Here is a 22,082-nt window from a genome sequence, read left to right on the forward strand (position 1 = left end):
TGAAAGGAAGAAAAGATGAAAACACGTATTTTTAAATCATTTGTAGAACTAACAGGTTCGCCAGTTAGTTCGGCGCTACTAAAAAAATTGACAACTTCTCGAATTAGCAAGCCGCTAATTAAGCCCTTTGCATCATTCTACCATATTCAAGTAGACGAAGCGGAATACAGAATAGAACAATATTCTAGTCTCAATGACTTTTTCACTCGCTCATTACAGGCGGGCAAAAGACCGATCGATAGCAATCCAATGAACTTAATCTCGCCAGTCGACGGTGTATTAAGCGATTCAGGCAACATCGATCCACACCAACAATTTAGTGTAAAAGATAAAACATACAGTCTACATGCATTGCTTGGCGATTCGGAAAAAGCCGAGCGCTATACGAATGGCTATTATTATCTATTCTATCTCTCACCGAGACATTACCATCATTTCCATTATCCTATTTCCGGAACACTTGTGAATCGCTATGCATTAGGTTCTACCTCGTATCCTGTTAATGATCTAGGAATTCGCATGCGTGACAATGTATTTTCTTCCAACCATAGAGTTATTTCGGAACTCTCGACTGATTTCGGACATATTGCAATCGTCAAGGTGGGCGCCTTAAATGTAAACAGTATCCGCATTGCCAATTCTGAAACTACTTGTGTAAAAGGGCAAAATTTTGGTCATTTTGCATTTGGGTCCACTGTTATTTTATTTATCGAACACCATGAGGCATTCCGACCAGAAGAAATGCCTTTTACAGAAGTTCAAGTTGGTGATAGGATCGGAGAGTGGCAATATTAAGTAGATGAGGTTTTCTGATGGAACATCTTCAAGAATATATAGTGCAGTATGGTTATCTGTCGATATTTTTCTTTTTGTCCCTTGGTATTTTCGGGCTTCCTGTGCCCGATGAATTGCTTGTAGCATTCGCTGGTTATTTAACATCAGCGGGAACATTCCAATTTCTATTCACAATAATTTTCACACTATCCGGTGTAATGGTCGGATCCCTGTTCACATATTTGATTGGTAGAAAACTTGGTAAACCGTTGATTCAATGTTTTGGAAAACATTTATTCCTTACACCACATCGTATGCACAAGATCGAGCGATGGTTTATGACCTACGGCTCCTGGACGGTGACATTCGGATACTTTGTTCCAGGCATGCGTCATTTAATCTGCTATATTTCAGGGATGAGCGGCATGAGTATTCACCGCTATGTATTGTTTGCCATACCCGGTGTAATTGTCTCGACAACAGTTTGCTTGTTACTCGGCTATTTCATTCATTTACCTTTTTTCTAAATGACCGGGAGATGAAAACACAAAACATAGTTTCTAGACGTAGTGCCACATCCGCACTATGTTTAGAAACTAAAACGACGATGTCATTTCGGCTAAGAAATGATATCGTCGTTTTTCATGCAATTCTTTATATACCTTGATCCAACACATATAGCTGACGATATCTTCCATTCGTAGCCAATAATTCTTGATGCGTCCCATTCATGATGATTTCACCATTATCCATGAAAATAATACGGTCCATTTTCTCCATGCCTATTAAATGATGTGTGATCCATACAACCGTTTTATGTTCTAATGACTGATGAAGTGTTTCTACAAGGGAGTGTTCCGTTAAGGGATCCAAACTAACCGTAGGCTCATCTAAAATGACGATAGGCGTTTGTTTCAATAAAATCCGCGCCAGTGCAATTCGTTGACGTTCACCGCCCGAGAAACGTTGTCCCGTTTCTTCCATTTGTGTTTTCAGGCCTTCAGGAAGTGTTTGTAAATACTCGTATAAACCGACTTGTTCAGCCACTCGCTGTACATCTTCTAACGTAGCGGATGCATCTCCAAGTTTTATATTGTTTTGAACTGTGGTGGCGAAAAGATATGGCTTCTGATTTAAGACGCTCATAATTTCATATATGGAATCTCCATAGAGTGAAGAAGATTGTCCATTGACATGTACGTGTCCAGTTGTCGGCTGAACGGTACCTAGTAATAGCTGTATTAGAGTAGACTTTCCGGCGCCGCTCTTACCAAGTACCGCAACTTTTTCTCCTGGTTGAATCGTGAGTGTAATATTTTGTACTGCATTTTCTTTTTGACTTTCATAACGATAACTTACATTGTCGAGGACTATAGACACTTGATCTACATTACCTAGCTCCATTGGAATTTGTTCCTCTAAAGTATTTTGCTGATGTATAGTGTCGACTCTCTGCAATGAAGCTTCATAAGCAGGTAAACGCTCAATCGCAAATGACACGGGAATCAACCCTTCTAAAATAGGCAACGTAACCAATGTAAATGCAGCGATATACGTGGGTGCCAACGAACCGGCTGCCGCTTGTTGTCCTGCCCAAATACCAACGATTAAGACCAGTAAACCAGAGAAAATTTGCAATTGCATTGTACGCGATTGTTGCCAATAGACTAATTTTTTATCAATAGCATGACTTGCATGACTTTCTTCTTTAAACGAAGCAAGAAATTGTTCTTTCCTACCGCTGATGATCCAATCCCGCAAACCAAAAATACCTTCTGTCATCGTGTTATATAATTGACTGTGAAGTTTTTTCGACTGCAGCTGATTTTTCTTCATCATATACAGGGAAAGCATAGGATAAACGAACGTCACGATCGCTAGTAAAACAGCCATAATGAGCGCAAATTTCCAATCATAAATAGCTAGTACAATCACCGAGAAACTGAATAGGAATAATCCGATGACGGTAGGAAACAACGTACGGATATACACATCCTGTAAATGTTCAATATCATCCGCTAGCGCACCGAGTAGATCGCCTGTTTGAAAACGCGAACGAATAAATAATGCTTGCGGCTCCAGAACGTGATATAACTGCACGCGCATATCGGCAATAATTTTCAATACGGCATTGTGTCCGAGCAGACGCTCTACATATCGTAAGGCAGCACGCGAAATACCAAATGTGCGGACTGCCACGATCGGAATATACACGAGTAAGATCGTTTCAGGTCTTTCCGATGTACGAGATATTAAATATCCTGATGTGAAAGTCAACATCGCAGCTGAAAGAATAGTCAGTGTTCCGAGCAGTATAGTAGATAGTATCGTTTTATTATATTTACGGGCGTAAGGAAGTATATGTTGTCGGTACAAGTTCATATAGCATAACCCCTTCCACGCGCTTCAAGTAAACGACAGTAAGCTCCGTCTTGTTTTATTAATTGTTCATGGGCGCCCGATTCTACCACTTTACCGTTTTCAAGGACTACGATGGTATCCATTTCCTTCATCCAATGAATCCGATGGGTAGCAAACACTACGAGTTTATCTTCAAGAAGCGGTAAAATCATTTGCTTTAATTCATGCTCAGTTTCAATATCTAAATGCGCGGTCGGCTCATCGAATAATAAAATTTGACGACGTTGTAGTAACGAACGAGCTAGCGCAATCCGCTGCTCTTCCCCACCGCTCAGCACTCTCCCACCCGCTCCGATCCGTTCTTCATAACCCGCAGGAAATGTTGCGATCAATCGATCTAGACCTACACGCTCCGCGGCGTCTTGTACTTCCTGCAATGTAGCATCCGGTTCATAAAAGCGAATATTTCCGATTACAGTATCCGGAAAAATCGTAGGATGTTGTGGAATATAGGCAATTTGTTTTTGCCACTCCAATGTGGCTAGGTGCGGCAATTCTTGTCCGTCCAGTACGCAACTTCCGTCAGTAGGTAGCGTGAAACCTGACAAGACATCAACTAGTGTCGATTTCCCTGCACCTGAATGGCCAATGACGCCTACTTTTGTGAACCCTTTTAACTCCAAATCTAAACCTTCAAAAATAATCTGTTCATCGATTTTGACTTCGACATTGCGTAATTCCAACTTCGACTCATCATTCCAAGTAGCAATCGGCGAATCTATGACTGGTGGCAGAATCGTTTTCTCTTCCAAGATACTGTGGATTTGTAAGCTTGCGTCTTTGCCGTCGGCTGTCGCGTGAAAGTCATTTCCTAATTCTCTAACAGGCGAGAAAAATTCTGGCGCTAGAATCAAAATAATAAGTGACGGTTCAAGAAGAATCTGTCCATTAATCAATCGAAGTCCAAGTTCAACCGCCACTACCGCAACCGAAAGGCTGGCAAAAAAATCCAATGAAAACGAAGACAGAAACGCATAGCGCAAAGATCGATTCGTTGCAATACGATACTTGTTACTAACTATAGCAATGGATTGCTCATGCGCTCGGCTACGCCCCAAGTATTTCAGTGTTACAATTCCCCGTAATGAATCGACAAAGTGCCGAGATAGTAAACGGTACGTATCCATCTGTTCATCAATTTTCTTCTTAGAAACGAGTCCGATAAGAATGAGAAATATGATAAGAATCGGTAACACTATAATGAGCGTCACAGCGGACATAATATCGAGAGTAAAGATATAGACTACAATGACGAACGGAACTAAAGCCATCGCTAACGTCCGTGGTATAAGCAATTCTAAATACTTTCTGAACTTCGGGACACCTTCCAAACCGAGTGTCACCAAATGTCCCGAACCATATTTCCCAACTACTTGAGGGCCAAGATCAAAGATTTTCTTCAATAATTGTTGCTCATAATCCTTTGCTGTCCTATCGGCAAATCCATACGAAATACGCTCTTTTGCCCATTGAATCACATGACGCAAACTGTTGGCTACGACGAAAATCACAAATGATCGAAGCGCTTCACTCCAGTCTGCACCTTGGAACAATTGTGTGATGGCTTTTGCTAAATAAATCGCTTGAACCACAATGGCGATGGACTGAACTACAGTAAGTAGTCCAATCCATGCCATCACTTGTTTACTTCCTTTGTATTGAAGCAAGTATTTATCCATTAGTATTCTAGATGCTCCTTATCACCTGTCAACCGTTTACGGAACACATAATAACTCCAAATTGTATACGCCAAAACGATTGGCACCATAGTAAACGCTACGATCGTCATGATTTTCAATGAATAGTCTCCTGAAGCCGCATCTGCAATCGACATATTAAATGCAGGATCCAGTGAACTGATCATCACATTCGGGAATAGCGCGATGAAAAAGCTTGCCATGATAATGATCAATACTAAACCAGTCATCGTAAAACTTAGTCCTTCTCGTTTCGTTTTCAAGAAGAAGAACAGTAATCCGTATAATACGATGGCCAGACTATACAGCGGGATTAGAATAGCCCCATGATCTGTAAGAGCATCTGTGTCCAAATGCGTGAAGATCATAAACAGTACTAGAAACACACCCGTTAATGCATACACTTTACGCGCTGCTGTATTTGCCCGCTCACGTAAATCGCCTACCGTTTTCAAACCGATGAACAGCAATCCATGCAGATACGATAACAAAACAAACGTCACGCCGCCAATCATTGTGTAGACATTTACGAAATCGGTAAAGGCCGCATACATGTTCATGTCTCCATCAATCGGTAATCCACGAATTAAACTCGTGAAGAAAACTCCAAAAAGGAAAGGCGGTAAAATACTACCGATGAATACCGCCCAGTCCCACGTCTTGACCCAAGCTTTCGAATCGACTTTATTACGAAACTCGAATGCCACCCCTCGTATGATGAAGGCTAGCAATAAGACGACGAATGGTAAATAGAATCCACTAAAAGCGGTTGCATACCAGTGTGGGAATGCGGCAAACATCGCACCACCCGCAGTAATTAGCCATACTTCATTAGCATCCCAAACGGGTCCGATTGTATTCATGACGACCCGTTTTTCCAAATCATTACGCGCCAGGAACTTTGTACTCATTCCCACACCGAAATCGAATCCTTCTAGGAAAATAAATCCTATGAATAAGACAGCGATTAATATAAACCAAATATCACTTAATGGCATGTCCTGCACCTCCTGTTTCAAACGGATCTGTTGCCGATACATCCTCTTCCGGTTGTTCATCCGGACCTCGCTGGATGAACTTCACGAACAATATGACCATGATGATTCCGAGGATCGTATAGATTGTGGAAAAGGAAATAAGTGAAAACAGAATCTGGCCTGCTGAAACATTGGGTGAAATACCGTCAACCGTTTTCATTAAACCGTTTACTACCCAAGGTTGTCGTCCCATTTCAGACATAATCCAACCAAATGAATTCCCAATAAACGGTAGGAAGATCCCCACTACTAGAAGTCGTAGGAACCAAACGGATTCTACAATTTTCTTTCGGAACATCAGGAACAAACCAAGTGCGCCTAATCCAAGTAATGTACCACCTGTGACAACCATTATACGGAAGCTCCAGAATGTCGTTTTTACAGGTGGAAGATATTCCCCTTCCCCATGCTTATCAATCATTTGTTGTTCAAGTGCGTTCATACCTTGCACTTTCCCTTTAAACTCACTGTATGTTAAATAACTCAACATATAAGGTATATCAATACGTTTAGTTGTCTCTCGATTTTCCACATCAATCTTTGCAAATAATGTCCATGCGGCCGGATCACCACTATCTTCCCATAGCGCTTCTGCAGCAGCCATCTTCATTGGTTGTGCATGCATCAAGTACTGAGCTTGTGAGTGACCCGTAAATGCAATTCCAAGTCCTGATAACATACCGATGACCAGTGAAATCGCCAAAGACTTTTTAAAGAAGTCGACATGACGTTTCTTGATCAAATACCATGCGCTGACGCCTACTACGAAGAATGCACCTGTAGCAAAACTTCCGAAAATCGTATGTGGGAAAGCAACCCATAATTTTTCATTAGTCAGCAAGGCCACCACGTCATTCATTTCCGCACGGCCATTTTGTAATACATAGCCTGTTGGATTTTGCATGAACGAGTTCGCTGCTAATATCCAGAATGCAGACATGACCGTCCCGATAGAAACTAACCAAATACAAGCTAAATGTAATTTCTTCGGGAGTTTATTCCAACCGAAAATCCAAATTCCAATAAATGTAGATTCTAAGAAAAATGCCAATAGAGCTTCTACAGCAAGTGGAGCACCAAAAATATCTCCAACAAATCTAGAATAGGCGGACCAGTTCATTCCAAATTGAAACTCTTGAATGATTCCGGTCACTACACCAATCGCGAAGTTTATTAGAAAGAAAACACTCCAGAACTTCGTCATTTTTAAGTAAATTTCATCTTTCTTCACTACATACATCGTTTGCATGATCGCGATAATCAGCGCCAGGCCGATGGACAAAGGGACGAAAATGAAATGGAACAATGTAGTAGATGCGAATTGAATTCTCGCTAATAAGACTTCTTCCATCATTTTTGTTAATCTCCTTTCGAACTGTGGTTCTATTACCTAGAATAACGCAGAACAAAAAATAGTTCGTGAACTATGTACGATATTCCTGTTACAAATCTGCAAACTTATGACCAAATTGTCTATAAGTTATGGCGGCTTTGTAACAACGCGTAAAAGAGTGCGGTATGATTGGGTTTCAGTGGTATTCCTAACTAGATTTGCAAGTAGTAGACAGAGATTTCTGGTGTAAAGGGGACTTGCCAATTGACGTTCATTGTCGGGGAAATGAGCGGTTGACGAGTATAATAGAGCGGGTGCGAAGTAGCTATGAGCGATTGTAACGTGCCTTTGAGCGATTGCGGAGGAACTATGATCGGTTGCCGAAAGTTATGAGCAGTTAAGCCGTTACTATGAGCTTTTGTAAAATCTATGGCTCCTTACACCGTATGGCATTCTTTGAAAATACAAAAAAAAACGACCTACTCCCCTTTAGTAGGAAGCAAGTCGTTTTATCAGATGTTATCTATTACTTTCACAATCTCCTCATAATCTGGATGTCCTTTATGAAGATATATAATGAAGTGATCTACGTTGATCACGGCCAACTGCTCTGTCTTACTGCCGATATAGACAGGAAGATTTCCTGTCTCTTCAACTATTTCAAGTCGTTTGTCAGATGGATCTAGTTTATAGAGATGCAATGGAAGTAAAGCATCCCCATTGATCGTTACGATCATGCCACTTTCCGCTCTGAACATATCAATCGCAGCTTCAGCGGGTTCGCCTACAGTGAAACCTGCCTGCTCCAGCTGACTTACGACATTCTGATATAACTCTTCATCTTCAACAGCCGCCACAATCACTTCCTCTTGTTCTAGAATGACAGGAGATGGTTCAGGTGTTTTTTCTGGCGTTGCGCTTTGTTCTTTCGTGCTGCATGCGACTAACACTATTGATAAACAGCTTAGTACTATAGCATAAATAAACCACTTTTTCATAGTGCTCATATATTGATATCCTTTCTACGTGAAACTTTTTCTATCATGATTATACATCATTCTACTATAATACTTAATCTAAATCGTATTTCTAGACAAATAGTTGGCAACAAATTATGATGAATATACAGTACATAATAACCTGTACCTATTAATAATCATTATTAGTTTATAATAATTATAAATAAGCCTTTCTTTTAGTATTAGGCTTTGATACAATTATATTCATAGTTTGCAAACCAACAACTGAGGAGGAATGTATTTTGACTAATAATGATAATAATTCTCAAAAAAGAAAATTGACAACGGCTGCGGGAGCACCAGTAGTTGATAATCAAAACTCTATGTCCGCTGGTCCAAGAGGTCCCCTTCTATTACAAGATGTATGGTTACTTGAAAAATTAGCACATTTTGATCGCGAAGTTATTCCTGAGCGTCGTATGCATGCAAAAGGATCTGGAGCATACGGCACCTTCACTGTAACGCATGATATTACAAAGTATACGAAAGCAAAGTTATTTTCCGAGATTGGTAAACAGACGGAGATGTTCGCACGCTTCTCGACAGTTGCAGGCGAACGTGGTGCAGCCGATGCAGAGCGCGACATCCGCGGTTTTTCTTTGAAGTTCTATACTGAAGAAGGAAACTGGGATATGGTCGGAAATAATACACCTGTATTCTTCTTCCGCGATCCTTTGCAATTCCCAGACTTGAATCACGCAGTCAAACGTGATCCACGTACAAACATGCGCAGCGCAACAAACAACTGGGATTTCTGGACTGGACTTCCTGAAGCACTCCACCAGATCACGATCTTAATGAGCGACCGAGGTATTCCCCGTTCATACCGCGAAATGCATGGATTTAGTAGCCATACATTCAGTATGATCAATGAAAACAATGAACGTCACTGGGTTAAGTTCCATTTCCGTTCCCAGCAAGGTATCCAAAATATGACAGATGAAGAAGCTGCAGCGACTGTTGCAACGGATCGTGAAAGTTCTCAACGCGATTTGCTGAGTAACATTGACAATGGCAATTTCCCTAAGTGGAAAATGTACATTCAAGTTATGACAGAAGAAGAAGCAATGGAAATGCCGTATAATCCATTCGATTTAACGAAAGTTTGGTATAAAAAGGACTTCCCTTTAATTGAAGTCGGTGAATTCGAATTGAACCGTAACCCTGAAAACTACTTTGCTGAAGTAGAGCAAGCTGCGTTTACACCAGCCGCGGTCGTTCCAGGCATTGGGTTCTCACCTGATAAAATGTTGCAAGCCCGTCTGTTCTCTTATGGTGATGCGCAACGTTACCGTTTAGGTGTCAATCATCATCAGATTCCTGTTAACGCTCCAAAATGTCCGTTCCACAGCTTCCACCGTGATGGGGCAATGCGTGTTGATGGTAATAAGGGCTCTACTCTTCACTATGAACCAAACAGCTATGGTGAATGGCAAGAGCAGCCAGACTTTAAAGAGCCGCCACTAAAAATTCATGGCGACGCAGACCACTGGGACTTCCGTGAAGATGACGATGACTACTTCACACAGCCTGGAAAGCTATTTAATATTTTAAATCTAGAAGAGCAGCAACGTCTGTTCGAGAATACGGCACGAAATATGGGTGACGCACCGAAAGAGATCAAAATCAAGCATATCCGTCACTGCTACCTGGCAGATCCGAAATACGGTGAAGGTGTAGCGAAAGCATTGGATATTCCCATGGCAGATGTGGATATAGAAAATACAACAACGATTGTAGAAGAATAACATCATATGAAAAACCGCTTGGAGAGTTTACTCCAAGCGGTTTTTACATTCTACTTACGCTTTATCGCCTACGCCATTTAATATATTAGCAATCAAAAGTCCAAGAACAACCGCAATAACACTCATGACAAATGGCGTACCACTTTCAGGCATGCCTGGATAAATCACAAAGACCGACCCGATGATTAATCCTATGATTACGGCAAACATTCCGGTATGGAAATTAGAAAGCAGGTAGCGTATTAGTTTACTGCTGATTATAAACCCAACAACGATACCACAACCTGTCGCGATAATAATCGGTATATTAAAGTCTGAAATAGCCGTAATGACTGTCGCATAAACGCCTAGTAACAGTAAAATGAAAGACCCACTAATACCTGGCAACAGCATCGCCATACTACCTGCCCATCCCGATAAGAAAAGAATGATGGTATTTTTCACTGTTAGATGGGTAATAGATATAGGATCAATAGGGTTCATAAAAGCGGTAGAAGCTAATGCCGCTGCCACTATTACCATCAAAACAATATGACGGAATTTAAAGTTCGTTCTCAGTCCCGCTTGCTTTGAAACAAATGGAATGACACCAACAATTAACCCTAAAAATAAGTATTGGGTAGGTTCGTGATAATGCTTTAGTAAATATGAAATAACTTTACTGAATAGAATGATCGTCGCACCCATTCCGATACCAAGCGGAATGAGGAAACCAATATGCTTCTTCCAGTCCTTACTAAAAAAACCACTTATTGAAATAAGCAACTGATCGTAGATGCCTAATATAAATGCAATCGTTCCGCCACTTACTCCGGGAACCAGATCACTGATGCCCATCAAAAAACCGCGGTATAAATTTCTCCATTCCATGCTCGTTGTTCCTCCAATGATTTCATTCCGTATAGTATATCATGCTGTGCTGCACTAATTACAGTTCACCATTATTTATTTTCCCTATATGTTACAGCTATTTGGACAGAATATAAATTTCTGTCTATCAATAGGACTGTACAAAACAAAAGTTGTTCCATTGTTAGACAAAAACAATGGAACAACTTCTCATTAATAATTATCCATTTCAGATACTGTCACGAATTTATAGCCTTGAGACTGCAGATTTTCAAGTACCGCCTCCAGACCATCTGCAGTCGATTCATGAATATCATGCATTAAAATTATACTGCCTGCACGCGCATCTTGTGCAACATGTTCTAATATCAGTTCGGGGTCATGATGATCCCAGTCCAATGTATCCACATTCCATAAAACGACAGGTAATTTCGTGCTTTCCCGTACGCGATCATCTACAGCACCATATGGAGGTCTGAAAACAGTTGCTGGGTGTCCGATGATCGCTTCAATGATATCGGAAGTCCCTTTCACTTCACTTTGAAGTGCCACGTCAGTAAGCTCCGTCAAGGTAGGATGATTCCATGAGTGGTTACCTATCTCATGCCCAGCTTCTGCCACTTTCTTAGCAATTGAAGGATATGAATGAACTCTGTTGCCGAGCATAAAAAAGGTAGCTTTTGCGTTATATTTCTTAAGTGTCTCCAAAATTCTTAGTGTATAAATTGGATCGGGACCATCATCAAACGTCAAAGCAATAGTCTTTTCCTTTTTAGTGTCATCAGTTGCAACTTGAAATTCCTTTGCTAAGAATGGATTCAATTTTCGTAGTGGGATTTCCACAGTTGCCGGTCCAGCTTGCCTTTTTGTAAATTCACCTGTCCCAAAGTATAGAAATAATGAATCATCTGTTAAGGCATAGTTGCGATAGTTTACCCACATAGGTTCAGTAGGTTGCCATACACTTTCCTTAATCACATCACCTTCTAGCAAAGGACTTTGATGGATTTCATCACGCACTACACTCGCCATTCGTTTTAGCTTTTCCAGATTATGATCCACAATATCTTCAATCTTGAGTTCTTCTCCTGTTTCAGGATTGATATGAAATGTTTGTATTTTCATTTGACTATCTTGATCAGCAAAGTACGTAACAGCACGCATAACAAAAGAATAGTTTCCCGAAAGGTGCTGAAGCGTTTCAAAAGATACATCTAACTTGGACACTCTATTTTCCTTTTGTTGTTCATTGGCATAGGTTTTTTTCAATTGATCCACATAGTCCAACACTTGCTTATTAAAGCCATCGTATTCTGTTTGAGGATAACGAATGGTAAAAGGATACCGTGAGTCTTTAGGTATCTCCGTAAACATTTTAATACCTGGATACGGCGATATAATCGACTCAACCGACACTTCTTGTTTTGGCGCAGGTATAATTTCTTGTATTACGTGTTTAGGAGAGGTGGTATCTTTAGTCTTCATTACATTCACTATTAATAGTAGCGTAATAGATAGTAAAGTGATGATCGTGATGATTAATGCACTATCGATCCATGATGATCGACGTCTTTTATTTGTATCTTTCATGAAAGGACTCCTTTACTACACACTCGCCAGCATGGATGATAAATTACAGTTTACTAGCAATAGGATTACTATACCCTTTACGTTCCAAAAGTATTCTGTATTCCACCTTAATATTTTACAATCTGCTACCTTTAATTTCAATTGAATTATATGAAGGTTTTTCCATCTCCTAGTATACAACAAATCCATGATGATACGAAATTGTGTGTAGTGGTGTGTTGCCTTTAAAAAAGATTTTTATGTGAAATAGCTTTTTGAATCCTTTTCTCGAAAATAAAATTATGCTATACTATTCTGGGCCCGATTCTTGCAAAATCGGGTTCAAGGGACACACTATCCCTTTGTACACACCGATCTCGGCTGTTGTCTATTGCAAAGATCAAACAGAAGGCGGTAATTTACATGGAAAAGAAAGACTATCGAGTATTATTGTTTTATAAGTATGTAACAATAGAGGAGCCTGAAGAGTTTGCGGCTTCACATTTGGAATTCTGTAAAGAAACTGGATTAAAAGGACGTATTCTTATCGGTGCAGAAGGCATCAACGGTACTTGTTCAGGAACAATCGAACAAACGGATGCGTATATGGAGCATATGAAAGCTGATCCACGTTTTGCTGATGTGTGGTTTAAAATTGATGAAACAGACGGTCACGCATTCAAAAAAATGCACGTTCGCTTCCGTCCAGAGATTGTCAATCTCAGCTTACCTGAAGATGTCAATCCCTTAGAACTTACAGGTGAATATTTGGAGCCTGAAGAGTTCTTAAAACAAATGCAAGATGAGAACACTGTTGTTTTGGATGCTCGTAATGATTATGAGTATGACCTAGGTCATTTCCGTGGTGCAATACGCCCGGATGTCGAAAACTTCCGTGATCTTCCTGAATGGGTAATGGAAAACAAAGAACAGCTTGAAGGCAAGAAAATTCTTGCATATTGTACGGGCGGGATTCGTTGTGAGAAGTTCACTGGCTGGTTGAAACGTGAAGGATTTGAAGATGTAGCACATTTGCACGGCGGTATCGTTTCTTACGGTAAAGACCCTAAAGCAAAAGGACAGTTATGGGACGGTCAATGCTACGTATTCGATGAGCGTATCGCAGTTCCGATCAACCAAGTAGAGCACGTCATCGTAGGACGCGACCATTTTGACGGCACACCTTGTGAACGCTATGTAAACTGTGCAAATCCTGAGTGTAATGCAAAAATTCTATGCTCAGAAGAGAATGAACATTTCTATATGCGCAGTTGTTCAGACGACTGCCGCACACACCCTCGTAACCGTTATTTTGTAGAACACGATATGACAGTGGATGAATACGACGCACGAATGGCCAAAATTACAGCATCACGTGCTCATGAAACCATTTCTTAATACACGAACAGCCAGCATCCTTTTATAGGAAGCTGGCTGTTTGCTTTTATATGTAACGAGTTACCTACTTTTCATATATTTTCTTCCTGAATTCAACCAAACTTTCCTGCTATATAATCTTTCGTTTCGGAAAATAATGGGTAAGTGAAAAGTGTTGCTGTCTGTCCATACTCTTTTACTTCTCCATTTAGGAAGAAAGCTGTGAAATCGGATATTCGCGCAGCTTGTTGCATATTATGCGTTACGATAATGATCGTATAGCGCTCTTTTAATGTTCGGATCAAGTCTTCTACTTTGGCGGTAGAAATGGGATCAAGAGCTGAAGTAGGTTCATCCATTAATAAAATCTCTGGCTTGGTCGCTAATGTTCGTGCAATCGTTAACCGTTGCTGTTGTCCGCCCGAAAGACCGGTAGCGGGATGATCCAAGTGATCTTTTACTTCATCCCATAAAGCAGCGGCGCGCAGATTCTCTTCTACGATCTCATCCAATACTTTTTTATTCCTTTCTCCATGAGTACGGGGTCCATATGCAATGTTTTCATAAATTGAGAACGGAAAGACCGACGCATGTTGAAATACCATTCCTACTTTTTTTCGCAATTCCACTGGATCAATAGATGGTTCCGTTATACTTTCATTACCAATCCAAATTGCCCCTTCTGTCCTCACTCCGGGAATCAGATCATTCATACGGTTCATTGTCCGCAAAAAAGTTGATTTTCCACATCCCGATGGTCCGATAAGTGCCGTAATTTTCTTCTCTTCTAACTTCAGATTGATATTTTTTAATGCATGGTGGGTACCATAATAAAATTGTAGATTTTCTGTTTGGATGACTGATCGTTCGATAGTTTCCACTACATTCATTTCAATCTCCCCTATCCAATGTGTCCATTTATATAATGTGCCGTTTGTTCATGAATTGGATTAGTAAAAATCTGTTCAGTGGATCCATGCTCAATGACACGCCCCATATAAAAATACGCTACTTCATCCGAAACACGTGCCGCTTGTTGCATATTATGTGTGACGATCACGATCGTATAATCTTTTTTTAATTGTGATATCAGTTCTTCGATTTTTGCGGTCGACACGGGATCAAGTGCAGATGCAGGTTCATCTAGTAATAAAACGCTCGGTTGCATTGCAAGTGCTCTGGCAATACAAAGTCGTTGTTGTTGCCCACCAGAAAGGCGTAAAGCGGATGTATGTAGTTGATCTTTTACTTCTTCCCACAGTGCTGCTTTTTTTAGATTCTCTTCTACAACTCCTTGTAATTTTCGCTTGTCCTTCACTCCGTAGCGCATAGGTCCAGCTGCAACATTCTTAAAAATAGATTTGGCAAACGGAACAGGTCTTTGAAATACCATTCCAATCTCTTTGCGTATTTCATGTAAATTCACATTGGGTGAATGCAAGTCTACTCCTTCATAATAAATTTTTCCTTCCGTACGACATGAGTCTATTTCATCATTCATGCGATTAATAGAACGCAGGAAAGTTGATTTCCCACATCCCGACGGACCAATCAATGCCGTAACGGATTGTTTTGGGAATGATAGACTGACTTCATTAACAGCACAATGCCCACCATAATATACTGATAAATCGGTAGTTTGCAACACTGAACTGCGTTGAAAATCAGGACTATCCACTACTTTAACTCTATTCGTTTTCATTTTGACAGGCTGTAAAGCGACCGATTGCATACATATCCTCCTTTAATTGGCACCCATTTTTTTAAACATCAAATTCCCGATAAAGCGTGATGTGAAATTAAAGAATAAAATCGAGATGATCAATAATGCCGCTGCTCCGTCAGAGATTGCTGCTGCGTCTGGCATAATACCTTCACCGTTAATTTTCCAAATGTGAACGGCCAATGTTTCAGCCGGCCTAAATGGATTTAAAGGAGATGTTGGGGACAACGGATTCCAATTGGTGAAATCTATAATCGGTGTGCTCATTCCTGCTGTGTAAATCAAAGCAGCCGCCTCACCGAATACTCTTCCTGATGCTAATATGACACCCGTCACGATGCCAGGAAGTGCTGCTGGAAGTATGATGGTCGTAATCGTTTCCCATTTTGAAAAACCAAGCGCCCATCCTGCTTCGCGTTGTGATTTCGGTATGTTACGAATAGATTGTTCTACAACTCGTACGAGCAAAGGGAGATTGAATAGTGAAAGTGCAAAGGCACCGGATAAAATCGAAAAACCCCAGCCCATATACAAAACGAAAAAGAGGAATCCGAATAATCCTACTACTATAGATGGTAATGAAGATAGCACTTCAATCAATACGCGAATACAACGAATGATCCAGTGGTCCCTCGCATACTCAGCTAAATAAATCCCTGCACCAATCGCAATCGGCACTGCAATCATCAGTGTCAAAACGAGTAAATAAAAGGAGTTAAATAATTGAGGTCCCACTCCGCCACCTTCTTTGAAAATCTGAGGAGGTGTCGTAATGAATTGCCAGCTCAGCTGAGGAATACCTTTTACAAAGACAAATCCAAGCAAGCCTGCCAAAACTGTAATGATGATGCCTACAATGACGTATAGCCCAGCCGTAGCGAGCCGATCTGTACTTTTAGCTGACATTACGTACTTTTCCCCTTTCCAATCATTCGTACTATAATCGTGAAGAATAGCGACATCAGTAAAAGTATAAGCGCGAGTGACCAGAGCGCATTATTTTCCACTTGTCCCATCACTGTATATCCCATGCCCATTGTTAAAATACTAGTAATCGTGGAGGCTGGTTCAAATAATGAATGTGGAATGACAGACGCATTCCCAATAACCATCTGAACTGCTAGAGCTTCACCAAATGCTCGCGCCATTCCGAAAATGATAGCCATCAGTAGGCCAGGTTTCGCAGTTTTCAATACAACTTTACAAATCATTTGCCATCTGGTTGAACCTAGCGCCAGCGATGCTTCACGCAATGAACGTGGAACTGACTGAATAGCGTCTAGTGCTAAACTCGTGACTGTCGGTAAAATCATGACAGATAACACAATAGTACCCGCTGCGATACCAAATCCGCTACCTGGAAATAGATCGCGTAAAAAAGGTACGACGACACTTAATCCAATAAATCCATAAACAACTGAAGGAATACCTACTAACAACTCGATCACAGGCTGCATGATTCTCTTACCTGCATTTGGCGCAATCTCGCTCATGAAAATGGCTGCGCCAATCGCAAGTGGTCCAGCAATTAAAGCGGATATTCCTGTAATCGCCAATGAACCTACTATAAATGGCAAGGCCCCGATAATAGGTTTGCCTAGGGAATTTACTTCCGCTGGGTTCCACGTCGTACCTGTAAAAAAGTCTTTCACACTACCATCATTCATAATGAATGTAGATAAACCTTTTGAAAAAACTAGAAATAGAATGGCTGCAGTGATGGCTGCAGTCAAGACCACTGCGAGGAAAGTAAGCGATTTTCCGAATCGCTCTGTACGCATTTTACTACTTTTTCTGTACAATGGATGTTCTATCTCTTTGATCGTCTTCGCCATCATGTACGCTCCTTTCGAGATAGGAGGAATTTACACGTTTCTATCATTTATTTGTAACAGTTCCTTCCGCATCTCGCTCTACTTGCATCCCCGTTACCGGTAAGTAGTCCATTTCAGGTAGTATAGTTTCCTGTACCTCATCGGAAAGTATATAATCGATCAAGTCTTTTGCGAGACCCTTTGCTTCTCCATTTGTATACATATGCTGGTAAGCCCAAATTTCCCATTTATTTGATTCAACATTTTCTTGGTTTGGCGTCACGCCATTAACCCGTAGAGCTGTAGTCGTTTCATCGAAGTAAGAAAATGCTAAGTAGCTGATTGCTCCCGGCGTTTCACTGACAATTTTTCGTACCGTACCCGAAGAATCTTGTTCTTGTGCCTCGAGTGGTTGTTTTCCTTGCAATACTAATGCTTCAAAAGTAGCGCGTGTTCCGGATCCTTTTGCACGGTTGATCACCATTATTTCTTGATCCACCCCGCCAAGCTCTTTCCAGTTTGTGATTTCTCCTGTAAAGATTCCAATCAATTCTTCAGTCGTAACATCTTCTACACCCGTTTCTGGATGACTTACTGGACCCATTCCAACCACCGCAACTTTATGGTCGACTAAGCTACCCGCGTCCACGCCTTCTTTTTCTTCCGCGAATATATCCGAGTTTCCAATATCTACTGCCCCTTCGCTAATTTTACTTAACCCAGTACCGCTTCCTCCACCTTGGACATTTATAACCGAGCCTGGATTTTTTAACGCAAACTGCTGTGCTGCAGCTTCAACTAAAGGTTGTAGTGCACTAGACCCTACTGCTGTGATGGGTTCAGTTTGTTGTTTGGCTTCTTCCTTTTCACCATTACTTGCTTTCGGACTACTACAAGCTGCGATCAACCACGTACAAAGTAAAACAAATGCCAATACAGTTATTCGATTACGTTTCCTCATCACTGTGCCCCCTAAGATATTTTGTTTAAGTAGTAACTTTCTACTGCTTCTTTACTATAAACAATGAATATTAAAGGCTGATGGATGAAACGTAAAGGTTGTGTAAAGGTTGTGTGTAGAAAGATCATTCCCTGGATCTCTGTAATATAAAAAGCCAAAGACACAACCCTGTATGGATTCGTCTTCAGCCTTCGTATGTATCTAAAATATTCAGTTTATCTCTTCTTCAAATTTATAACCAAATCCTCTGACAGTCTTAATATAGACCGGACTTTTTGTATCTCGTTCAATTTTCTCCCTAAGGTGACTAATATGAACATCTACGATACGAGAATCTCCAGTGTAGTCATAATTCCATATCGCATTTAGCAACTGCTCACGGTGTAGTACTTTACCTGAATGTCGCATTAAGTATAAAAGTAGTTCAAATTCTTTTGGAGTCAATTCTAAAGGGCTTCCATCCAAAAAGGCTTCAATTCGATCTGGATAAACTAGTAAACGTCCATGACTTAGTTCCGTTCCCAGTTCTTTTTCTTGTGTAGAATTCTGTAACTCAATTCTGCGCAAGATGGCTTTCACACGCGCAAGCACCTCTCGTGGACTAAATGGTTTTGTTAGGTAGTCATCTGCTCCAAGTTCGAGCCCAAGCACTTTATCAAATTCATCGCCCTTCGCCGTCAACATTAAAATAGGTGTATGAATTTTTTCCTGACGAAGTTTCTTGCATACGTCCATGCCATCCATGCCAGGTAGCATAATATCGAGCAACAATAAATCTGGTTCTTCGGAAAGCGTCATAGAAATTGCTGTATTGCCATCTCGTGCTATGCAAACGGTGTATCCTGCCTGCTCCAAGTTGTATTGCAAAAGAGTAGCTATCGATTGTTCATCTTCCACAACCAAAACCTTTTTCATCTGGTTAGCTCCTTTACGACTAGTTCATTAATTTTTCAGAAAGTCTACGTCTCTACTCTACTTTGACGTCAAGAAAATGTCCACTCAAATCGATAATTGTTCTATATAGTTGGTGATATATTCAAATGAACAAACTTGATCTGTTGCTATATAGAAGGTTGAAGTTTTCTTCTCAGTGCAATTGATTGACATCGGTACTGCATCCTAGTACCCTTAAACTTAAGCTTACTTTTAGTTAGTTTAACAGTTGAAATGTACATGAAAACAGGAGGAATTACTATGACACTAGAGATGCAAAGAGAAATTCATTTAGCTAACAGACCGAAAGGCTTGCCTACTATGGACACTTTCAATTTTGTGGAAAAGCCTGTGCCTCAACTTAAAGATCATGAAGTTCTGGTTCGTACGCTATATGTATCAGTTGACCCATACATGCGAGGAAGAATGATAGATGCGAAATCTTATATCCCCCCATTTAAGTTGGATGAAGTGATTGCCGGTGGCGTCGTTGGCGAAGTCACGAAATCTACTTCTAATTTATTTAAAGCTGGAGATGTTGTTGTGGGTAACTTGAATTGGGCAGAATACACGGCCGCTTCCGAGAAAGAAGTTCGTAAAATCGATCCCAACATTGCCCCCATTTCTACACATTTAGGGATCCTTGGCATGACAGGTCTCACTGCATACTTCGGGTTACTTGATATCGGTAAACCACAACCAGGTGAAACAGTCGTCGTTTCTGGTGCCGCTGGCGCAGTCGGTTCGGCAGTAGGCCAAATCGCCAAAATGAAAGGTGCCAAAGTGATAGGAATTGCAGGTTCACAAGAAAAGATCGAGTACTTAAAAAATGAGCTCGGCTTTGATGAGGCAGTCAATTATAAACTGGATAGCTTTAAAGAAGACTTGGCCAAAGCTGCAACTGACGGTGTGGATGTCTATTTTGACAATGTCGGTGGCGATGTGACAGATGCAGTCTTTACATTACTAAATAAACATGCGCGAATTGCACTATGCGGTGCTATTTCGTCTTACAATAAAGAACAACAAGACATCGGTCCGCGTCTTCAAACTATGATGATCAAAACAAGCGCTTTGATGAAAGGCTTTACCGTAGGAGATTATGCAGCAGACTTCGCTACTGCATTAGCTGATTTAAGTAAATGGCTATCAGAAGGCAAGCTGAAGTATGAAGAAACCATCGTTGAAGGCTTCGACAATATTCCAGATGCGTTTCTTGGTTTATTCGATGGAAGCAATGTAGGTAAACAACTGGTCAAGGTCGCTGATTATAAAACAACGAAACACTAACCAGGTCGCAATGATAAAAGGCTATCCCGAGAAATTCTCAGGATAGCCTTTTATATTACTGGCATAAAAAACATCTTGTACAGTGAAAAAATTTCCATACAAGGCGCAGACTATTTTATTAACCGAATACGCTCGTACTGTGCAACGGTTGTACTTTTGCTTTTGGATCTATGAATGCTTTCGCGTGGCTGATTGCAACTGGTGCTTCACCCATACCTACCGCAATCAATTTCACTTTGCCATCGTATGTTGTGACGTCACCAGCAGCATAAATGCCTTCGATATTCGTCTCCATGCGAGAGTTCACTTTAATAGAATTACGATCCATTTCTAAACCCCATTCTTTCAATGGGCCAAGTGAAGAAATATTGCCGTAATTGACTACAACATGATCGAATGTGAGTTCTTTCACGCTACCGTCTTTTTCCTTTAGAATGACTTTATCCAACGTGTCTCCATCGCCATGTAACTCACTTATAGCGTGTGATGTTAAAACATTCACACTAGATTCGTGTAGTTGATTGACACTTGTTTCATGCGCAGTAAAACGTTCTCTACGGTGAACTAGTGTTACCTCACTTGCGATATCTTCAAGCATCAATGCCCAATCGAGTGCAGAGTCTCCCCCGCCACACACACAGATATTCTGATCTTTAAACATGGACAAGTCTTTAATACCGTAATGCAATGTTTTGCCTTCAAAAGTTGGTTCTTCTTTCAAACCGATTTTACGTGGTTGAAAAGCCCCAATTCCTGCGGTCAATAATATGGTCCGTGTCAAATGTTGTCCTTTGTCTGTCGTTAAAACAAAGTGATCATCCTTCTTTTCGAAGGACAATGCTGCTTCCCCTAAACAAATTTCAGGTTTTGCATAATGCGCTTGCGTCACTAAGTTTGCCACTAAATCCTTTGCTAAAACTTTAGGGAATCCGCCAACATCATAAATGTATTTATCAGGATATAGCTCGATCAACTGGCCGCCAAGCTGTGGTAAACTATCGATAATTTTGACAGACATCTCCCGCATACCCGCGTAGAACGAAGAAAACAATCCAGTTGGGCCGCCGCCGATAATCGTAATATCCACTATTTCATGATTCATTTAAAACACTCCTATAATTAATTCTTTAATGATAAGCTATTGGGGTGTACCACTTATGTTTCACTGGTCTATTATCCCTTATTCTAAAGAGAATAACATCTAATTTGTATTTAGATTTCCGGAAAATGTTCATTACAGTATTGCTCTGCTGATGCTTGTTCTTCTTCGTCCCATTCCACGTCGAATGGGCTTTCCGTTGCCAATTCATAAAATTGGTACGTAAGCATCTTTCGCTCGCCATCCTTCACAGAATATAGCATACGTAAGCCAGTACCATCTTCATTAAACAGTTCATCTTCTTCATCTAACTTAACTGTCAAAAGAAATTCGTAGCGCTGACCATCGATTATACCTGTTGGATCCACCAGTTCTTGTACTTTACCATTTACTATTTGCATTCAATTTCTCCTTCTTCCCGCTCACTTAGAGTTTACT

Annotated in this window: 20 protein-coding genes; 5 read left to right on the forward strand and 15 right to left on the reverse strand. The window is 40.7% G+C overall.

From position 1 onward, the window contains the following. Positions 1 to 15 precede the first annotated feature (15 nt). Both asd and CSV77_RS04540 read left to right on the forward strand, forming a co-directional pair. Entirely contained in the window at positions 16 to 795 is a 780-nt protein-coding gene (asd, locus tag CSV77_RS04535; RefSeq protein WP_099636470.1) for an archaetidylserine decarboxylase, read from the forward strand. Between the two features lie 17 nt (positions 796 to 812). Beyond that, the gene (locus CSV77_RS04540; RefSeq protein WP_099672468.1) at positions 813 to 1,301 is read left to right on the forward strand and encodes a DedA family protein; all 489 of its coding nucleotides are present in this window, start codon (positions 813 to 815) and stop codon (positions 1,299 to 1,301) included. Between the two features lie 127 nt (positions 1,302 to 1,428). Here the strand turns inward: CSV77_RS04540 and cydC are convergent, their stop codons facing one another. The 5 genes from cydC to CSV77_RS04565 form a co-directional block, all read right to left on the reverse strand. Continuing rightward, positions 1,429 to 3,156 carry a thiol reductant ABC exporter subunit CydC gene (gene cydC, locus CSV77_RS04545; RefSeq protein WP_099672469.1) on the reverse strand — a complete coding sequence of 576 codons (1,728 nt, stop codon included), beginning with the start codon at positions 3,154 to 3,156 and terminating at the stop codon, positions 1,429 to 1,431. Beyond that, complete coding sequence (gene cydD / locus CSV77_RS04550) at positions 3,153 to 4,874, reverse strand: thiol reductant ABC exporter subunit CydD (RefSeq protein ID WP_099672470.1); 1,722 nt, start codon at positions 4,872 to 4,874, stop codon at positions 3,153 to 3,155. Before cydD ends, cydC begins: the two co-directional genes overlap by 4 nt. Further along, positions 4,874 to 5,890, reverse strand: coding sequence for a cytochrome d ubiquinol oxidase subunit II (gene cydB / locus CSV77_RS04555; RefSeq protein WP_099672471.1), 1,017 nt, complete (start codon positions 5,888 to 5,890; stop codon positions 4,874 to 4,876). Before cydB ends, cydD begins: the two co-directional genes overlap by 1 nt. After that, complete coding sequence (locus CSV77_RS04560) at positions 5,877 to 7,280, reverse strand: cytochrome ubiquinol oxidase subunit I (protein ID WP_099672638.1); 1,404 nt, start codon at positions 7,278 to 7,280, stop codon at positions 5,877 to 5,879. Before CSV77_RS04560 ends, cydB begins: the two co-directional genes overlap by 14 nt. 494 nt (positions 7,281 to 7,774) lie before the next feature. Further along, a complete protein-coding gene (locus CSV77_RS04565; protein WP_099629693.1) occupies positions 7,775 to 8,269 on the reverse strand; it encodes a hypothetical protein in 495 nt (164 codons plus the stop codon). Between the two features lie 335 nt (positions 8,270 to 8,604). On the opposite strand from CSV77_RS04565, the gene CSV77_RS04570 reads away from it, so the two are divergent. Continuing rightward, a complete protein-coding gene (locus CSV77_RS04570) occupies positions 8,605 to 10,029 on the forward strand; it encodes a catalase (RefSeq protein ID WP_233191606.1) in 1,425 nt (474 codons plus the stop codon). Between the two features lie 54 nt (positions 10,030 to 10,083). On the opposite strand, the gene CSV77_RS04575 is transcribed toward CSV77_RS04570, so the two are convergent. Together CSV77_RS04575 and CSV77_RS04580 are read right to left on the reverse strand one after the other, a co-directional pair. Continuing rightward, positions 10,084 to 10,899, reverse strand: coding sequence for a DUF368 domain-containing protein (locus CSV77_RS04575; RefSeq protein ID WP_099636464.1), 816 nt, complete (start codon positions 10,897 to 10,899; stop codon positions 10,084 to 10,086). Between the two features lie 192 nt (positions 10,900 to 11,091). Then, positions 11,092 to 12,468, reverse strand: a complete 1,377-nt coding sequence (locus CSV77_RS04580) for a polysaccharide deacetylase family protein (RefSeq protein WP_099672472.1) — start codon at positions 12,466 to 12,468, stop codon at positions 11,092 to 11,094. A gap of 402 nt (positions 12,469 to 12,870) precedes the next feature. Between CSV77_RS04580 and trhO the strand changes: the two genes are divergently transcribed. Beyond that, positions 12,871 to 13,845, forward strand: coding sequence for an oxygen-dependent tRNA uridine(34) hydroxylase TrhO (gene trhO, locus CSV77_RS04585; protein ID WP_099672473.1), 975 nt, complete (start codon positions 12,871 to 12,873; stop codon positions 13,843 to 13,845). 92 nt (positions 13,846 to 13,937) lie between these two features. Here trhO and pstB (CSV77_RS04590) read toward each other — a convergent pair whose 3' ends face one another. The 6 genes from pstB (CSV77_RS04590) to CSV77_RS04615 form a co-directional block, all read right to left on the reverse strand. Further along, positions 13,938 to 14,714: a phosphate ABC transporter ATP-binding protein PstB gene (gene pstB / locus CSV77_RS04590; protein WP_099672474.1), complete on the reverse strand. Its 777-nt coding sequence runs from the start codon at positions 14,712 to 14,714 to the stop codon at positions 13,938 to 13,940. A gap of 11 nt (positions 14,715 to 14,725) precedes the next feature. Next, complete coding sequence (gene pstB, locus CSV77_RS04595) at positions 14,726 to 15,526, reverse strand: phosphate ABC transporter ATP-binding protein PstB (protein ID WP_099672639.1); 801 nt, start codon at positions 15,524 to 15,526, stop codon at positions 14,726 to 14,728. A 42-nt stretch (positions 15,527 to 15,568) separates the two neighbouring features. Then, complete coding sequence (pstA, locus tag CSV77_RS04600) at positions 15,569 to 16,453, reverse strand: phosphate ABC transporter permease PstA (RefSeq protein ID WP_099629687.1); 885 nt, start codon at positions 16,451 to 16,453, stop codon at positions 15,569 to 15,571. Then, complete coding sequence (gene pstC / locus CSV77_RS04605) at positions 16,453 to 17,382, reverse strand: phosphate ABC transporter permease subunit PstC (protein ID WP_099672475.1); 930 nt, start codon at positions 17,380 to 17,382, stop codon at positions 16,453 to 16,455. The genes pstA and pstC overlap by 1 nt, the downstream gene beginning before the upstream one ends. 43 nt (positions 17,383 to 17,425) lie before the next feature. Beyond that, on the reverse strand, positions 17,426 to 18,322 hold the full coding sequence (locus CSV77_RS04610) for a phosphate ABC transporter substrate-binding protein PstS family protein (protein ID WP_099672476.1): 897 nt from the start codon (positions 18,320 to 18,322) through the stop codon (positions 17,426 to 17,428). A 210-nt stretch (positions 18,323 to 18,532) separates the two neighbouring features. Further along, positions 18,533 to 19,237: a response regulator transcription factor gene (locus CSV77_RS04615; RefSeq protein ID WP_099629684.1), complete on the reverse strand. Its 705-nt coding sequence runs from the start codon at positions 19,235 to 19,237 to the stop codon at positions 18,533 to 18,535. A gap of 279 nt (positions 19,238 to 19,516) precedes the next feature. Here CSV77_RS04615 and CSV77_RS04620 point away from each other — a divergent pair, with 279 nt between their 5' ends. After that, complete coding sequence (locus CSV77_RS04620; RefSeq protein WP_233212170.1) at positions 19,517 to 20,545, forward strand: NADP-dependent oxidoreductase; 1,029 nt, start codon at positions 19,517 to 19,519, stop codon at positions 20,543 to 20,545. Between the two features lie 118 nt (positions 20,546 to 20,663). Here the strand turns inward: CSV77_RS04620 and CSV77_RS04625 are convergent, their stop codons facing one another. Then, positions 20,664 to 21,647, reverse strand: a complete 984-nt coding sequence (locus CSV77_RS04625; RefSeq protein WP_099672477.1) for an NAD(P)/FAD-dependent oxidoreductase — start codon at positions 21,645 to 21,647, stop codon at positions 20,664 to 20,666. 110 nt (positions 21,648 to 21,757) lie between these two features. Then, positions 21,758 to 22,045 (reverse strand): DUF6509 family protein, encoded by a 288-nt coding sequence (locus CSV77_RS04630; RefSeq protein WP_099672478.1) that lies wholly within the window; start codon positions 22,043 to 22,045, stop codon positions 21,758 to 21,760. Between the last annotated feature and the right edge of the window lie 37 nt (positions 22,046 to 22,082).

Source organism: Sporosarcina sp. P16b, assembly GCF_002743065.1.
Taxonomy (GTDB): domain Bacteria; phylum Bacillota; class Bacilli; order Bacillales_A; family Planococcaceae; genus Sporosarcina.

What these genes read in the sequence shown, in the direction of transcription:
- asd (WP_099636470.1), top strand. Translation starts at nt 16, where the DNA reads ATGAAAACACGTATTTTTAAATCATTTGTAGAACTAACAGGTTCGCCA.
- CSV77_RS04540 (WP_099672468.1), top strand. Translation starts at nt 813, where the DNA reads ATGGAACATCTTCAAGAATATATAGTGCAGTATGGTTATCTGTCGATA.
- cydC (WP_099672469.1), bottom strand. Translation starts at nt 3,156, where the DNA reads ATGAACTTGTACCGACAACATATACTTCCTTACGCCCGTAAATATAAT.
- cydD (WP_099672470.1), bottom strand. Translation starts at nt 4,874, where the DNA reads ATGGATAAATACTTGCTTCAATACAAAGGAAGTAAACAAGTGATGGCA.
- cydB (WP_099672471.1), bottom strand. Translation starts at nt 5,890, where the DNA reads ATGCCATTAAGTGATATTTGGTTTATATTAATCGCTGTCTTATTCATA.
- CSV77_RS04560 (WP_099672638.1), bottom strand. Translation starts at nt 7,280, where the DNA reads ATGGAAGAAGTCTTATTAGCGAGAATTCAATTCGCATCTACTACATTG.
- CSV77_RS04565 (WP_099629693.1), bottom strand. Translation starts at nt 8,269, where the DNA reads ATGAGCACTATGAAAAAGTGGTTTATTTATGCTATAGTACTAAGCTGT.
- CSV77_RS04570 (WP_233191606.1), top strand. Translation starts at nt 8,605, where the DNA reads ATGTCCGCTGGTCCAAGAGGTCCCCTTCTATTACAAGATGTATGGTTA.
- CSV77_RS04575 (WP_099636464.1), bottom strand. Translation starts at nt 10,899, where the DNA reads ATGGAATGGAGAAATTTATACCGCGGTTTTTTGATGGGCATCAGTGAT.
- CSV77_RS04580 (WP_099672472.1), bottom strand. Translation starts at nt 12,468, where the DNA reads ATGAAAGATACAAATAAAAGACGTCGATCATCATGGATCGATAGTGCA.
- trhO (WP_099672473.1), top strand. Translation starts at nt 12,871, where the DNA reads ATGGAAAAGAAAGACTATCGAGTATTATTGTTTTATAAGTATGTAACA.
- pstB (WP_099672474.1), bottom strand. Translation starts at nt 14,714, where the DNA reads ATGAATGTAGTGGAAACTATCGAACGATCAGTCATCCAAACAGAAAAT.
- pstB (WP_099672639.1), bottom strand. Translation starts at nt 15,526, where the DNA reads ATGAAAACGAATAGAGTTAAAGTAGTGGATAGTCCTGATTTTCAACGC.
- pstA (WP_099629687.1), bottom strand. Translation starts at nt 16,453, where the DNA reads ATGTCAGCTAAAAGTACAGATCGGCTCGCTACGGCTGGGCTATACGTC.
- pstC (WP_099672475.1), bottom strand. Translation starts at nt 17,382, where the DNA reads ATGGCGAAGACGATCAAAGAGATAGAACATCCATTGTACAGAAAAAGT.
- CSV77_RS04610 (WP_099672476.1), bottom strand. Translation starts at nt 18,322, where the DNA reads ATGAGGAAACGTAATCGAATAACTGTATTGGCATTTGTTTTACTTTGT.
- CSV77_RS04615 (WP_099629684.1), bottom strand. Translation starts at nt 19,237, where the DNA reads ATGAAAAAGGTTTTGGTTGTGGAAGATGAACAATCGATAGCTACTCTT.
- CSV77_RS04620 (WP_233212170.1), top strand. Translation starts at nt 19,517, where the DNA reads ATGACACTAGAGATGCAAAGAGAAATTCATTTAGCTAACAGACCGAAA.
- CSV77_RS04625 (WP_099672477.1), bottom strand. Translation starts at nt 21,647, where the DNA reads ATGAATCATGAAATAGTGGATATTACGATTATCGGCGGCGGCCCAACT.
- CSV77_RS04630 (WP_099672478.1), bottom strand. Translation starts at nt 22,045, where the DNA reads ATGCAAATAGTAAATGGTAAAGTACAAGAACTGGTGGATCCAACAGGT.